Annotated in this window: 18 protein-coding genes and 2 pseudogenes; 2 read left to right on the plus strand and 18 right to left on the minus strand. The window is 39.6% G+C overall.

Features of this window, described 5'->3' with window-relative positions; translation table 11 throughout:
- Window positions 1-27: 27 nt before the first annotated feature.
- The 15 genes and pseudogenes from T515_RS14705 to T515_RS14770 form a co-directional block, all read right to left on the minus strand.
- Window positions 28-810: an EFR1 family ferrodoxin gene (locus tag T515_RS14705; RefSeq protein ID WP_036612849.1), complete on the minus strand. Its 783-nt coding sequence runs from the start codon at window positions 808-810 to the stop codon at window positions 28-30.
- Between the two features lie 28 nt (window positions 811-838).
- Complete coding sequence (locus tag T515_RS14710; RefSeq protein WP_155988395.1) at window positions 839-1,216, minus strand: MBL fold metallo-hydrolase; 378 nt, start codon at window positions 1,214-1,216, stop codon at window positions 839-841.
- Window positions 1,217-1,389: 173 nt separating this feature from the next.
- On the minus strand, window positions 1,390-1,899 hold the full coding sequence (thpR, locus tag T515_RS14715) for an RNA 2',3'-cyclic phosphodiesterase (RefSeq protein WP_036612851.1): 510 nt from the start codon (window positions 1,897-1,899) through the stop codon (window positions 1,390-1,392).
- A complete protein-coding gene (locus T515_RS14720) occupies window positions 1,871-2,173 on the minus strand; it encodes a hypothetical protein (RefSeq protein WP_197026464.1) in 303 nt (100 codons plus the stop codon). The genes thpR and T515_RS14720 overlap by 29 nt, the downstream gene beginning before the upstream one ends.
- 304 nt (window positions 2,174-2,477) lie before the next feature.
- A pseudogene (locus T515_RS14730) lies at window positions 2,478-2,905 on the minus strand (hypothetical protein).
- An 11-nt stretch (window positions 2,906-2,916) separates the two neighbouring features.
- Window positions 2,917-3,150 (minus strand): YrrC family ATP-dependent DNA helicase, encoded by a 234-nt coding sequence (locus tag T515_RS14735; RefSeq protein WP_036612855.1) that lies wholly within the window; start codon window positions 3,148-3,150, stop codon window positions 2,917-2,919.
- Window positions 3,151-3,162: 12 nt separating this feature from the next.
- Window positions 3,163-3,642, minus strand: coding sequence for a GNAT family N-acetyltransferase (locus tag T515_RS14740; protein ID WP_036612857.1), 480 nt, complete (start codon window positions 3,640-3,642; stop codon window positions 3,163-3,165).
- A 140-nt stretch (window positions 3,643-3,782) separates the two neighbouring features.
- On the minus strand, window positions 3,783-4,139 hold the full coding sequence (locus T515_RS14745) for an arsenate reductase family protein (RefSeq protein ID WP_036612859.1): 357 nt from the start codon (window positions 4,137-4,139) through the stop codon (window positions 3,783-3,785).
- A gap of 195 nt (window positions 4,140-4,334) precedes the next feature.
- Window positions 4,335-6,122 (minus strand): MATE family efflux transporter, encoded by a 1,788-nt coding sequence (locus T515_RS14750; protein ID WP_036612862.1) that lies wholly within the window; start codon window positions 6,120-6,122, stop codon window positions 4,335-4,337.
- A gap of 157 nt (window positions 6,123-6,279) precedes the next feature.
- Window positions 6,280-7,218 carry a DUF1848 domain-containing protein gene (locus T515_RS14755; RefSeq protein ID WP_036612865.1) on the minus strand — a complete coding sequence of 313 codons (939 nt, stop codon included), beginning with the start codon at window positions 7,216-7,218 and terminating at the stop codon, window positions 6,280-6,282.
- Window positions 7,219-7,462: 244 nt separating this feature from the next.
- Window positions 7,463-7,609: a hypothetical protein gene (locus T515_RS17470; RefSeq protein WP_155988396.1), complete on the minus strand. Its 147-nt coding sequence runs from the start codon at window positions 7,607-7,609 to the stop codon at window positions 7,463-7,465.
- A gap of 161 nt (window positions 7,610-7,770) precedes the next feature.
- A complete protein-coding gene (locus tag T515_RS14760; RefSeq protein WP_155988397.1) occupies window positions 7,771-8,046 on the minus strand; it encodes a hypothetical protein in 276 nt (91 codons plus the stop codon).
- A 283-nt stretch (window positions 8,047-8,329) separates the two neighbouring features.
- The gene (locus T515_RS17475) at window positions 8,330-8,470 is read right to left on the minus strand and encodes a hypothetical protein (RefSeq protein WP_155988398.1); all 141 of its coding nucleotides are present in this window, start codon (window positions 8,468-8,470) and stop codon (window positions 8,330-8,332) included.
- A gap of 585 nt (window positions 8,471-9,055) precedes the next feature.
- Complete coding sequence (locus T515_RS14765; protein WP_036612867.1) at window positions 9,056-10,369, minus strand: SLC13 family permease; 1,314 nt, start codon at window positions 10,367-10,369, stop codon at window positions 9,056-9,058.
- Between the two features lie 111 nt (window positions 10,370-10,480).
- Entirely contained in the window at window positions 10,481-11,356 is an 876-nt protein-coding gene (locus T515_RS14770; RefSeq protein WP_036612870.1) for a DUF6282 family protein, read from the minus strand.
- A 154-nt stretch (window positions 11,357-11,510) separates the two neighbouring features.
- On the opposite strand from T515_RS14770, the gene T515_RS14775 reads away from it, so the two are divergent.
- On the plus strand, window positions 11,511-12,428 hold the full coding sequence (locus T515_RS14775) for a LysR family transcriptional regulator (protein WP_036612873.1): 918 nt from the start codon (window positions 11,511-11,513) through the stop codon (window positions 12,426-12,428).
- A gap of 66 nt (window positions 12,429-12,494) precedes the next feature.
- Here the strand turns inward: T515_RS14775 and T515_RS14780 are convergent, their stop codons facing one another.
- The 3 genes from T515_RS14780 to T515_RS14790 all read right to left on the minus strand — a co-directional run bounded on the left by T515_RS14780 (window position 12,495) and on the right by T515_RS14790 (window position 13,990).
- Window positions 12,495-12,761 (minus strand): hypothetical protein, encoded by a 267-nt coding sequence (locus tag T515_RS14780; RefSeq protein WP_155988399.1) that lies wholly within the window; start codon window positions 12,759-12,761, stop codon window positions 12,495-12,497.
- A 135-nt stretch (window positions 12,762-12,896) separates the two neighbouring features.
- On the minus strand, window positions 12,897-13,679 hold the full coding sequence (locus T515_RS14785) for a hypothetical protein (protein WP_036612875.1): 783 nt from the start codon (window positions 13,677-13,679) through the stop codon (window positions 12,897-12,899).
- A 68-nt stretch (window positions 13,680-13,747) separates the two neighbouring features.
- Complete coding sequence (locus T515_RS14790) at window positions 13,748-13,990, minus strand: PhzF family phenazine biosynthesis protein (protein WP_036612878.1); 243 nt, start codon at window positions 13,988-13,990, stop codon at window positions 13,748-13,750.
- Between the two features lie 566 nt (window positions 13,991-14,556).
- Here T515_RS14790 and T515_RS14795 point away from each other — a divergent pair.
- Window positions 14,557-14,776 (plus strand): annotated as a pseudogene (locus T515_RS14795) (hypothetical protein); the annotation flags it as partial.

The following is a 14,776-nucleotide window of genomic DNA, read 5'->3' on the forward strand; positions in this document are numbered from 1 at the left end:
TAATTATGCAAATAATATAAGACGTAATCATCCATCTACATGTATGATATCTTCCATAAGATCCTCTGCTTTTACTTCTGAATTATGATAATGCTCCCGTCTGTCTGTTATCCTGCCAATGGAAATTGCATTCTTCGGGCAGTACTGGAGGCATCCAAGGCACTGGGCACAATTAGTACCGAATTTAGGTCTGCCATTATCCATTCTTATATTCTGTCTGGGACAAAGCTTCACGCACTGCCCACAGGAAATACATTTATCACTGACAGAAAATGCCTTGATCTTAATATTTGCGATAGCAGGCCAGATCTTATTCTCTAAAACATTTAAAGGATTTCTGAATGGCTTCCCCGATACTACCTCATTTCTGATATCCGCAGCGATTTGAGCTGCCATACTTTCACTTCTGCTCTGTGCTTTTTCTTTGTTTAGAAATGGTACCATTACATTATGTGGAAACAGCCAGATACAGCTGCAATGATGCGTAACCACATGCCAATATTTAAGCGGTATTATACGATTTAGTTCTGCAAGACCTGTCCCCTTATAAACAGCCGGCTGGCATACACCGAATGTATATGCATCAGGATTCACCGTTATCATCCTAACGTATTTCAGCACATCTTCCGGGGCTCCACCACCATAACAGGGGAATACAAACCCTACTTTTTTTGCTTCTGTTACATCTGATACCTTAAGCTTTGAACGCATCATTACGATATCCGCACCACCGATATTCTTAGCTATATTCTTTGCAAGATTTAAACAGTTCCCCGTTCCTGAATAACAGAATATAACATTTTCGTGCATAACAACCTCCTGGCCCAATATTAAGTTTCTAATGATCTATGGGTCCCAGCACCTTTACCGTACAGTCACCAAGTGTCAATGTCTCGCCCGTCTGTGGTGCACGAGCTTTCAGATTCCTATAGTTCAAGGCATTGATCACACCTTGATAAATCTCGTTATCCTTTGTGTAATCCGGCATGAGTACCTGCCCGACGGGAACATTTGTAATTACTGAAGCTGCTCCTCCGATGTGATCAGCATCAGGATGTGTGAGCACCAGATAATCAAGCTTCTCAACGCCTTGCTTCTTCAGAAAAAGACGAATCGCTGTTCCAGACTCAGGTGTTCCGGAATCAATGAGCATAACCGCCCCGCCTGATCTCAGAAGCTCTGCATCCCCCTGTTCTACGTCAATAAAGTCGACCACCAAATCAGCCTTCGCATCTGATTAAGCAGCCATGGTTCCTATGGCGAAGATTAATACTGCCATCACTGACCACAATACGGGCTTTAGTATTTTTAAAAAAATGTATTTAAAAGTTTTCATCTATTCTTCTTTATAATCAGGAGCGCACCTGATATAGCCAGAACCATGCCCGATTAAAATGCTTTCACATAACCAAGTTCGGTATAAACCATTCCTTGCTTGCTTTGTTCTGATTTCATCAGTGATATCCTGCTTACCTTCATTGTCTCATCAAGTACATTACCAATCTTCTCATAACCTTTTGCTCCGCCAGCTCGTCTCACAAGGGTTATATGTGGCGTAAATTTCTTTGTATCAAAATCTATATCTTTCCCGGAAAGAGCACTTCTTAGTCTATTCACATAGTCCATTAGATCAGGATTAGCCTCTACTTTAGCAAATACCATGTCTTTAAAACACTTTAATCCGGAAACATTGATATCAAAAGCACTGAACGGTACATCCCTCATTATTCTCTCGATTTTTTTCGGATCATCACTCTCACCTATGAATACAAGTGTCATGTGAAGGTTTTCATCCCGTGTGAAATTGCCTCTTACTCCGTTTTGTTTTAAAGCATTCTGCATCTTCAAAAGAGCATACTTCATATTCTCATTAAAGTTTAATGCAATAAACAGACGCATAAAGTATCTCCTTAATTTCACATTCTCCTAAAGGGTGATCAAATGTTGGCATTATCCTGATAAAACTCATGGATGCACAGCCGATAACAGCATCCCCGTCTGTAGCAAGAACAGTTATCTGGTCTCCATTCAAAAAGTAATCGCGACTTTCATTTATCATTTCATCTGAATACTCATAATCTTCAGGCAGATCATTCACGACCTTTAGCATTTCAAGGCGAATACTCATAAAATAATCAATATCATCTTGTTTTGCAATTCTTAAATCTATCATGCGCATCATTAGTTCTTAAAATCTGCATATACTCAAAAAACGAATAATTCCACATAGGACGATCATTTGGTTCCACGCATACTAATGGTGTATCAATTCCCTGGTTGACTACCCCAGGTACTGTCACTAACATGTCCAAACTGACCATCTGATGGAAATGGAAAATAGCTGTCTTTTTTGCTACCCTTTTCTTTGAGATATTGTCCATATTCATCTAAGCCCCTTTGCCACTCCATACAGTAGCAATACACAATTGAACCATCAACATGAATGTCAATGTTCTTATAAATGCACTTCAGGATTTTTATAAGCTTTTCTTTAGTTCCTCTCTGACTTTATCCATATCACTACATGTCAGGATTGGAATCAGACTGTCTATTTCCTCAATACTCTTATCCCACCATTTAAAATGTAGTAATAAGCTTATAAGTTCATCGTCAAAACGTTTAATGTATAAAATAGGAATGTCGAAACGGCGTTCATCTGATGGTTCGCACCGTTCATTACAAACTCAACTCCTGCAGCTATCTGGCAGAATTTCCCTATTATCAACTTGTCGTCATTCCATTCATAATGATGTGTAACATGGCTCTCAAAATCCGAATCTGCAATATAAGTAAAGTCTCCGACGATAATATTAGGATTCTTTATTGTTGGCTTCACGTATATTTCTTTATCGTATCCGGCTATCGGATGTACCGAATTAGGATTAGGACTTATTTCATTTTTCATATTCACCAGCCTCACAAAATTGTTTTCACATACTCTCCGTTATCAGACATTTGCAGCATGAGATCTGCTTCCATGGATTTCTCCAGACATAACCTGACATTTGCCATATCACTGAAATCCACAAATAAATTGCCAATGACTGTTACCAGTTCTGAATAATCCTTTACATTGCACTTCATAACGGAATACCCGTTCTCAGGATTCTGATATGTGATTCTCTCTACTACGCAACGTATTTTCTGCATGAATTCTTATTCTTATAAAACGTGATAATACGGACAGATATTTTCATAATGTCCATCCTTCATCCTGAACCCGCCGGGGATTATACCAAGCTGTTTGAATCCAAGCCTTTCGTAAAGGTGCCGTGCGTGAACATTACTTTCTACTACAGCATTGAATTGAAGAACTCTGAAACCGATTTCCTTTCCTTTTTTCATACAATCCATTACCAGCTGTTCTCCGATATGTTTTCCTCTTGATTCGGATGAAACTGCATAGCTGGCATTACATATATGTCCGCATCTGCCTACATTATTGGGATGAAGGATATAAAGACCGTATATTTTTCCATCCTCTTCCGCAACCCCGGTGAAACTCTGCGAAGCAAAGAACCCGGCTCCTGTTTCCAGATTAAGTAATTCTTCCTGCGGAAATGCTATTCCTTCTTCAACTATCTCATTCCAGATATGTATCATCTCTGATAAATCATTTTCTGTATATTTTCTAATGTTCATGATTAATGCTCCTAGTTGTTTGTTGTGTCTTTGGCACTTATTAAGAAAAATAGCGTTACGCCTTTGTCGCTTAAACCTCTTCGGAAGTTGCCTATTAGGGAAGCTTCAATGTCCTCTTATAAAGGACGATTTACAGTGCACTATAAATATAATGCTTTCCTCCAGTCTTCTTCCTTAAACCCGGTAATCACAGTATCCTCCGTGATCAGAAGAGGTCTCTTCACCAGCATCCCATCTGATGCCAGGAGTTCAAAGATTTCATTCTCGTTCATATCCGGCAGCTTCTTTGACAGCTCCATCTCACGATATAGCTGGCCACTGGTATTAAAAAACTTCTTCAATGAAAGTCCGCTCTTCTTATACAACTGACGCAGTGTCATTTCATCAGGATGATTTTCCTTGATATCAATCTGCTCATACTCGATCTTGTTATCATCCAACCACTTCAGGGCTCTCTTACAAGTCGTACACCGCGAATAACAATAAACCTTCGTCATTTTACACCTCCATAATCACATCCAAAACCCGGCACAAAGCTTATCATATCGTGCCGGTTGTTTCTCCTATTTTTCAAGCTTACCCTCAGTACTACTTTCTGAATGGCTCATTGCAGCTTCAAGAACTTCGAAGTTAAGCGCTGTTCCTGCTTCATCACAATTGTAATTTGCGCTCCGGTCTCTGCTGATTCCCATTCAACGTAAAACAATCGACACAATATTCACTTTATAGACATAGGTGTATGTAACTTTTTCAGCGACTTTTTGAATCATTCTGACGCCAATCTTGCTTTCCGGATTCTTGGACGCATCGTAATCCAGCGGATCATAAGAATCACCGATACTTCTGATCAGAATCTCGATGCTATCCTCATCATTAAAAACATGGATGTCAAACAAACTGTCAATTCCACTCTCTTTCACGTTTGTTTCCTTTAGATGGGCAATCATATCCACCGCAAGTTCTTCAGAACTGAGTGCCGCGAGATACGCCATTCTCCGGTTCTTTCCGTTTTTTTCAAGGTATTCCTGAATCTTTCCGGAAATGCCAACTGCATTTTCATCCGTCCCCTTAATCTCATATTCAAAACTTGAGGAACGGTTGATTATATGGGGCTTCAGTCGCAAAATACGGTCCTCTACTGTTGGATTTTTACGGCTTAAAAGCATCATCACAGGAATCATTATCACCTGTCCCACAAATGGATTACTTCCGAAAGAAAGCCATAATCCCGTTTTTCCCATAACCGGGATCGATATTATCAACATTAATGGATAGATAAAGGAATCCGGAATGGATGCCATCATGAGAGAAGAACCAAACCGTTCTGTGGACTCATAAAAATTAGTTAATACGAATTGCACCAGATATCCCACCTGGAAAAGACATACAAAGAATGAGCCCATCTGTATATCCGGTGTCATATCCATACCAAACATCCGTGTCAGAACCGGTGTTGCACAAAAACAGGCTATGCAGAAAAACACTGCAACAATCATACCCATTCTCAAGGATTCACGGACTGCTTTTTTAAGCGAATACGAATCTCTCTGAGCATAAAACACACCAAACAGAGGGCTTGAGTCGTATCCAACAGCCATCAGTGGCAGACGAACGACCTTTTTTATATTGTTCACAATGGATACAGTTGAAAGAATAAGCGCATCTCCCGGAATGAGTGTCAGAATAATATTATTGACTATAGCAAGTGCAATACAATCTATGATATTGTCTAGCGAAGCCGGCAAACCACTTTTAAAAATGTCCCTGATTTCAACAGGATTAAGCATTACCGGTTTTAGCCTGGCATCGATTTTTCGGTATTTCAGAACCGCGAGACCTCCGACAAATTCAAGAAATGCCGCTGTGCTGCTGCCGATACCAAGTCCCGCCATTTTTAATTCTCTGGGAAGAAGGATAACGCTGATTACGGAAACAATGACATTACAGATGATGTTGAACAATCCAAGAGATGCCCGCTCCATCTGATAGCCAAGGACACCGATGGTTTCCCGCACGGAGCCGGATATAGAAGAGAGGAAGACCATGGGCGCACAAAAACGCAGGTACAGCAGACTGTACTTGCAGATTTCACCGGATGATTTTGAGCCTCCAAAACCGAGGACCAGTTTTTCGGAAAAGAAAAGAATAACACCTGTGAAGATCAAACCGAAAAGAGCCGCCAACGTAATTCCTCCCGCGAAGGCGCGTTGGAATTCTTCATGATTGGCACGACCTTTAGCCCACGTGATTCTCAGGCAGGTTCCATGGACAATTGCATTCATAAACGCAAGGAACATTCCATATGAAGGTAATGCTATTGCCACAGCTGCAATCGCTTCCGGACCCATGGCATTACCTGCTATTATATTGTCCACCATATACATGAATCCAAGCATCGTCGCATAAACCAACGTTCCGGGATACATTCGTATGAGAGTCTTTCTAATTATCTGACTGCTGTTGGCTCTCGCCTCTTCCATATACATCTCCTGTTATGATGTTTATTTCCTTAATCATGATTCCTGATATGTTGATTAATTGCTATAAAGAATTGTCGGCATTATTTTGTTAAGTATAAAGTCTTATAAAAGATAAACAGGCTCTCAAAAAGCGGTTAAGATTCATATCTTCAGAATCTTAACCGCTTATGAAGGGCAGGATCATCTGCTCATCAATCCAGGATTTTTGCGGTACATCATGTATTTTATCTCCGTCAGAATAATTTCCTATCAGAAATGGTGACTTAGGATCATGTAACTTGCTTTGCGTAATAACTATCTTCGGATCTGCATTGGCATAACAGTATTTACACAGATGTCTGCAGGTATTATATGCACCTATATCGCATGTGAGATAACAGGCGCATGCTGCCCTTGCACCCTTTTTCTTAGGCGCATCAAGCCGCTTTCCGATAGCTTTCTCATAATCACTAATCCTCATGCATCCTCCGCAGTCCGCACCATATTTTGAAAGCTCATCACCTTCGGCGCATGGCTTTACAGTCATTCCATGTAAGGACGCAATCTTTATCATTTCTTTTCCAAGTCTTATCATCTGCTCCCTGGTTACTTCCCTTGCTTCAGGGAAATTCCGCCTTACTTTTGGAAAAAGATCAATGAAGCTGATGACAACAGTCTCTGTGCATCCTTCAAGGGATGCTGCTATCTGCTCAAATGCATGTATATGGTACTCTTCTGTATATCTGTCAGAAATAAAGATCGGATCATAACGCCATCCCATGGAATTCTTTCCGACCATTTGAGAGAGACTTTTAAAATCTTCAATAAGCTTATGCTTATCCGGTACATTAGGTTCAATATCTCTGCCGTAAGGAGTTATCGTCACAAACCAGTACTGACCATATTCCTTAAGAAGGTTCATGTATTTAAACATTGGCGACGGATTTTTAGTACAGAAACCAATTACATCAACAACATCAGGTGAAAGACGGTACCTGCTGACCTGCTCAGGATTGTATGGATTACGTACACATACGAAACCATCTTTCAGTCTGTTTGAAAACCATTCCGAATAAAATGCAGGTATGTCCGTCCTCTGGCCTGTGTTTATTATCATCAAAAATCACCACCTCACAAGATGCTGCCGGATTTTTAAGCTACTATATTTAGTATATCACTGCATCATCCATATGTTTGCTTTTTGTTTTTGTTTGTTATATCATCATTTTATTCATTGAGAACATTTATCAATCCCATTGCTTCCATAAAGGGCTCTCTCCTTATCAAAGCTTTGATTTATTATCTTTCCCATCATAATACCTCGCGCCTTACTCAGTACAATCTCTTTTTATTTCAAATACTCACAAGAAAGATTCACAGCCAATTACGTTCTTTAATTTCTCAATAATTGATGCATAAGCTGATCTTGAACTATCCTTAATGATTCCCTTGCAAAGCTCATTAAAAATAACACTATTTACAAGTTCTATATCTTCTTCATCCTCCATACTATCTACGTTGATACAAGCTCTGCTTTTATGTGTCAGAAGGGTTCGCGTGAGCCCAGCTTTTTAGGGTAGGGGTTCATTTCACTATATCAGGCAAGTGCCTCTTATCAGCAAATAAGAAGTTGTCGAACTCTTCAATATATAAAACTCTAACTACTAATTTACCTCACTGAAAAAATAGTATTTTTTTCAAACATTCCGATTGCAAAGCCCATTTTCATAAAAAGTGGCATATTCTCATAGGCCTGAAAGCTGGTTCTTTTCAGTAATTCTTCCAATGTAAGCTCCTCATAGTATCCGTAGGGATTTGCCACAGTGATTTTATCATTTGGAATGTCAGCCCCAATGATTAAAGAATAGTGTAATGTCCATCCATTCCCATACAAAGCAGCCCATTCAAATGGAACTGGTTTTCCTGACGCCAGGGTATCGTACATAATATCAATAAACTCAGTATTCTTTACATACTTATGAATTTGTATTGAATGATGAATAATCATTCTGGGTATGTTTCGTTTTAATATCAGATGACACCAATAAGATGAGTGTCACACAAATAATTCCGCTTAAAATACATCCTACCATTTTTAAGATTTTATTCATTATTTCTCACTTACAAAACTCCGATTCGTTTAATAATCCAATTCTACTTTCTTTGAAAACAAAAATAAAGCCTACATGTGAGGTGTGTGCCTCAACATGTGAGCTCTATTCCCTTCTTTATTTAACTTTGATTGGTATCTCTGTCCCGTCAATGAATCTGAATATTATTGTGTTGTCATTCTTTGCTTCAAGTTCACTCACCATCACTCCGAACTTATCTTCATATCCATTCTCTGCAAATAATGTTAATGCCTTCATCCAGTATCTTCTCTTTAGTTGACATGTTTTTCTTTATTTCGCTAATTTACATTAGCCTGATTATAGTTAATATCTATTAGCCAATCAATCCTTTTCCGAGTTCCAGCGAAAAAAGCATGTTTTATACTTTCTAGGGGTACATACAAGGGTGTAGGATGGTGCATCGGATTTTTTACAGGCTGGGTATTGGAGAGACGGTATGTTTGCTTCTCTACAGACACGCCACTCATAACAAGGATCACAAGGCTGGTTACGGGGCTTCTCAGTTATTACGCTGTAACACTGATTCTTAAGGCAATGCTGAATTACTGTTTCTCCGGTGTGACTGCCACGATACTTACTACCTTTATACAGACATTTTATGTGTCCTTTGTTTTTCCATGGTTTATCAAACGGTGTGAACATCCCATGTGAATATCATGGGATAGGCCGCATGGGGATTTTCGCAAAAAAAGCAGTTCCCCTGTATGGTCCAGGCAGAACTGCTTGAAAGTAACACTCTCGTATCTTATCTATATGCTTTAATAATGTTTCTGACGTTGCTGATAGTAAAGCGATGAGAAGCGTAACAGAGCTTATATATAATCAAAGTACCATAGCGACTATGAAGTTGTACAACGCACAACATAGTACGCTTATAGGAACAGCTACCATAAGAAGTCTGTTAAAAAGTGTATTTCTGTCCTCTTCCTTAGGTGTAGATCCAAGGATAAGTGATCCTCCTGAAGAGAACGGACTGATGGCACTGGATTGTGCTCCCAGTACTGTGCATGCAAAAAGTACAGGGGCGGAAAGTCCGGTTGATGCTGCAAGCGCCGGAATAAGAGGGAAAAGTGCCGGCGCTACAACACCTGTTGTTGAGCTGAAGAAGCTCATGATGGCAGCGATGATTGAGAAAGCGATCGGGATAAGAGGTTTTGGAACATTTGAGCCGACCCAATTACTGAGCATGTCTATGGTGCCTGCCTCAACAGCGACTGCTATAAGCATTCCTGCACCTGCTATCATGATGATTGTGTTCCATGGAATTCTGGCTATTGCCTCCTTCTGAGGTGCAAGCTTCAGTAACAATGCAATAACTGCGAAAATGATTGCTACAAGGCCTACATCCACCTTACCGGCAATATATTTGATAGCTGCGTTACCCGGCATGATCATCTTAAGAAGCGGGAAAATGAGTACAACCACCATCATAAGGATCATGAGATTCAATGTGGTCTTCTGCTCATTTGAAAATGCTTCCGGCTTCTTGAATATGACACCTTTTCCGATGTTTCTGTTCTCCTTGAAACCAAATCTGAATATGGCTACAAGAATGAGTGAGAACATTATGGAAAAAAGAAAAATCTGCATTTCCATGCCGAAACTTTCAACAGCTTCTAGATTAGGATTTGCTTCGTAAGCTGTATCTGCAAGACCTCTGAAAACTACTCCGAGATTTGATGTAGGAAAGTTTCCTCCACAGAGAGCACCACAGTTAATGGCCACAGCTCCTGTTAACTTATCCATCTTTGACTCATCACATATAACCAGTGTGATAGGTGCAAGGAAAGCAAGTACTGTAAAATAGGTAGCTCCCATTACTGAAAGGATGACTGCTACCGCAAAAAGCGCGAACGGAAGAAGTCCGGGAAATTTACGACACGCATAGAGAAGGGCTCCCGACATCTTTTCAAGCGTTCCGTTGATTGCGGCAACATTATAAAAAAGTGAGACCGAAAGGATAACAAACATGGTGTTTGTAGGCCAAAAAGCTATAACTTCCTTAGGCTTCATTCCCATTACGAAACACCCGATAATGTAAGCAAAAACAATACAGAAAAGACCAGTGTTTATCTTGGTCCTGTATCCGAGGAAAATCGCAACTGCGATTGCAAGGATTATAAATGCACTTAACATGTTTTTTCTCCTGAATTAATATTTTTCATCATAACTGCTGATTCCTTCAACAATTATGTATTGCAGTAAATAGATGTACCCTGATAATGTAGTGATCAGACTTTTCGACTATTATTCACTTCCTTCAGTTATTCCGAGAAGCCAATAAGGAATAGTCTTTGTCATATGATATATGTGTTCTATAGGAATCCCATATTCCAGAAGATAATGCATATATTCATACATCTCTGTTTCCCAATCGGGATTCTCTGTCTGACCGCCATCTGTATCAACCATCACATGCTCATAGCCCACTTCCTTGATAAGCTCTGCATTTTCTTTAAGGTTTAAATGATAGGGTTTACCCTTACCCATGTTCTGAGCATAGCAGCGTTCGAGAATTACATCATAATCCTTGACCAGTCTTATCTGATCATCTATGGAATAGTCACATACCCACCATTCGGGATGTGTGATGATTATCTTCTTAACGCCTGCATCCCTTGCAGCTTCAACTATGACGAATGCCTCCACCGGTGATACATGTGCTGTACCGAGAGCCACGTCATAGTCTCTGATAAGATTAAATATATCCTTTAACTCAGGAATGACTTTTCCGTCTCTTACAAGTTCTATTCCATCAAGTGGATTCTGCCCCATTTTCTCAAGATGTCTCTTTGCAGACTGAGTAGGAAGCCATATTTCCTTAGCACCAAGCTTGAGCCCCTTTTCCACTGCCTCAGGATTTACTCCTCCTATGACTTTGTTCATTACAACTCCGCCATACATAGTGAAGCCTGTGTTTTCGCCATAGACTTTACGGACATAATCATTGACAATTGCAGCACGGTTCACGGTGAATCCCAGATGAGACTTGATAACTATGGCCCTTGCCCCCACTCTAACGGCTGCATCCGCAAGCTGCAGGTCACTGTATGCCCGTAATCTAAGATCGGGATTCGTGTGTACATGCATGTCGCATATGCCTTTCAGAGAAACTCTACTCATATTCCCTCCTTCATTTTTATACTCTTTTCAAAACTCTTCGAAATAAAGTATAATGGGTCGAAGGCCATCGCAGAATACATTAATCTGATATACGTCGTATCGGTTTTTCCGATATGTATCGGTAAAACGATTTGTTAATACCTCAGGAGGTTAAATGGAGATTAAAGAATTGAATTATCTGATTGCAATCGCAGAAGAGAAAAGTATTTCAAAAGCAGCAGAACGCTTATATATGGCTCAGTCAAGTTTATCCCAGTTCCTGACGAACTATGAAAGTAATCTGGGTTACAGACTTTTTGTACGAACTTCAAACGGTGTACGTCCCACAGAATCCGGACAGCTGCTTCTTGAATATGCATACCATACCATTTCCGAATATCACAGAGTACAGGATAAAATGCAGGATGTATCAAAGCTTAATGCCGGACATGTCATCCTTGGCATCAGTTCATTCCGTGGTTCATATCTGCTTCCACCGGTTTTGAACGCATTTCACATGACCTATCCAAACATACATGTACAGATTGTTGAGAAGAATTCCATGGCTCTTGAACAATATTTGATGAACGGAGACATTGACCTGGCACTTCTTGCACGTCCGGAAAAAGGAAGCAGACTTCGCACCTTTAATTTGCTAAAGGACGAAATCTGCCTGGTCGCAAGCCCTAACCACCCTATTCTGAACAAAGCTAAAGACAATGAATTTTCACAGATTCCTAAATGTATAAACATAAAGGATGCAGAAAAATATGAATTTCTGCTTAGTGACTATGATACCATCCTTGGTCGTGAAGCCAGAAAGCTTTTTATGAAAAACAAGATGACACCTGTGGCTTACAACAACACCCTTTCTGCGCTATTTGCTGCATCCCTTGCTGCAAACGGTCAGGGTCTGGCTTTCACCTACTACAGCTCCAGACACTACTTCCGTAACGCTGAATTTCTTTCATTGGGAAAAGAGGCCCCAAGCATTGAACTGGTCACAGCCATGTCTTCTGAAAGATACCATTCCAAGGCTGCCATAGCCCTTAACGATGTCATACATCAAATACTGAACACTGAAGTTTCATGAAGTTCAATCTTCTTCCGCTGCCTCATAAGCCGAATCATAATCCAAGCCTTCAGCCTCCATATACTCCTAAGCCAGGTCCTCAAGATCATCTCTAGTTGCCTGTATTGATGAGCCTCGTAATTTCCATTCTGTCTCTAAAGGGGATAGGTTAAATACTCTTTCCCAATTCTTACTCATCATCTCCCATTTCTTTTTATCCGGAAGTGCTTCGTAAATTGCCTCTAACTGCTTATCCTCATCTTCTGTATCGGATATTAGCCCATTTAACAGAACAATGCTCCATTCATCAAAATCTGACAGAAATACCTTTTCATCAGGTATATCAATCTCCATACAAGCAAACCGCTCTCCCTGAAATCCATTTAGTAGAATTTCTTTATATAAATCATACGACATAGAATTCTTATTCCGAAATTAGCACGAAAGTCAAATTACACTTATCTTGCGATTGATCTTGATTCAAAAGAATCATTCCTTTAGCAATTTTTCACGAGTTTCATAGTATTCTTCAACTTTATTCCATAATGAATGGAGTTGTTTTTTATGGGCACAGAGTTTCTCGTTACAATTTTCACATTTTAGAAAACTGTTGGTGTTTTCAGAAAATCTTTCTGAATGTTTATAAAATGTAATCTCCCAACGGATCAGCAGTATGAATGAAATAAGCAGTAATGCCCAAAGATAGCTCTTCCGAACAAAAAACAGTGGTGTGAACATCATCGCATAATCCCAATTATATATCCTGCAAGTGCTGCAACATTTATTCTTAAGGAGCCAAGTCTGAAATGGACAAAAAAACAGGATACATATCACATCACAAACTGAATATGCACTGCATAGAAGGAGCATAAATCCATCATCCAGTATCCCCATCATATGGAGTCCACCAAATATCATGTTAAACCCTATCCATATGATAAGAACGAGCACTGTAGCATTATTATCCTGTATGATAATGTCTGTTTTACCTGTTTTTTTATAGTTGCAGGCGAATTGTTTCTGACATCCCGGACTTTCAAGTTTTGAAGGGAAAAACCTGTAGACCATCTCCAGAATGAAAACTACCCAAACAAAAAGAATGAGTAACGGCGTACCTTCCAAACGGTCTATGACCTGTGTCTCTCCATTCACCTTATTCAGGATATAGAAAACGAGTAAAGCAATAAAAATTACCGACCGGTATATCAGTCGTACATAATGTAATAAGCTCACTTTAGATAATCTGATTTTTCCATTTGTATTCTTACTCATTGATTTTTCCAAGCTGATCCTTTTTATACTTCAGACGCCTCAACATGTTACACGATTTTATTGTATTATCATCTAATATTGATTTCTGATTCACTATACAATGCAGCATTGCCACTTATGATGACACGTTCACCTTTGTTCTCACAGTATACGATCCAGCCTCTTGGAGATGCCTGAAAAGCAATCATCTTGTCTTTTCCCAGTCTTTTTGACCAGTATGGGATCAAATTACAGTGGGCTGATCCACATACAGCTGCAGTTTTTCCATGAAATATTTCTTTTGTAAATGCATCAACGATATATTGTCTCACAGCTAACACCCCTCAATTCCCTAAATATCTCCTGAACTCCAGGCCAGTTTTAAAAGCATCTGCAACAGCATCTCCTATTTTCAGATATCTGACCTCTTTGCCATGCTTATTAAATATCATCTTCAAAGAATCTTCTCAAATAACTCGATTCGCTCTTCTCTTGATGACATAAGAACCCTCCTCTTAGTTGATACAATTTGATTTTTTATCCAATCTTTAAGGCAAACACTTCTGGCACGATTTGTACCTTACGTCTATTATCGCATCCCTTGACTGGTTTGAGTACTCCTTGTTTTTCTCTTTCATATCACTTCGTGTATTATCACATTCTTATCATTCTACTCCTATCATTATATTTCTTGTTGATTTTAAAGAACAAATGTGCTATAAATTAGTTATTGCCGTACATTTGTTCGGCTGTAAAATTTTTATGCAATAAATCTGTCCGGGAATCGTATTTTGGAAGCTTTTGAACCAAAATTTGCTTTGTTTTACTTAGATAGATAGCGTAAAAAACACTTTTCATACTATTGTGCCGTCTTTTTAGGCGGCGGAATGGAGATTTTATGGATTACATGATCATTGCCGTGGATTTCGACGGGACACTATGTTACAGCAACTGGCCTGAACTCGGAGAACCCAATATACCACTGATAGAATACCTGAAATCTCAGCGTGAATCAGGTAACAAACTGATATTATGGACCTGTCGTGCCGGTGAGGCATTGGATAAAGCTGTATCATGGTGCAGGGAACAGAATCTGGAATTCGATGCCATAAATGACA

It is taken from the genome of Oribacterium sp. P6A1, assembly GCF_000702885.1.
In the GTDB taxonomy this organism is placed as follows: Bacteria; Bacillota; Clostridia; order Lachnospirales; family Lachnospiraceae; genus Oribacterium.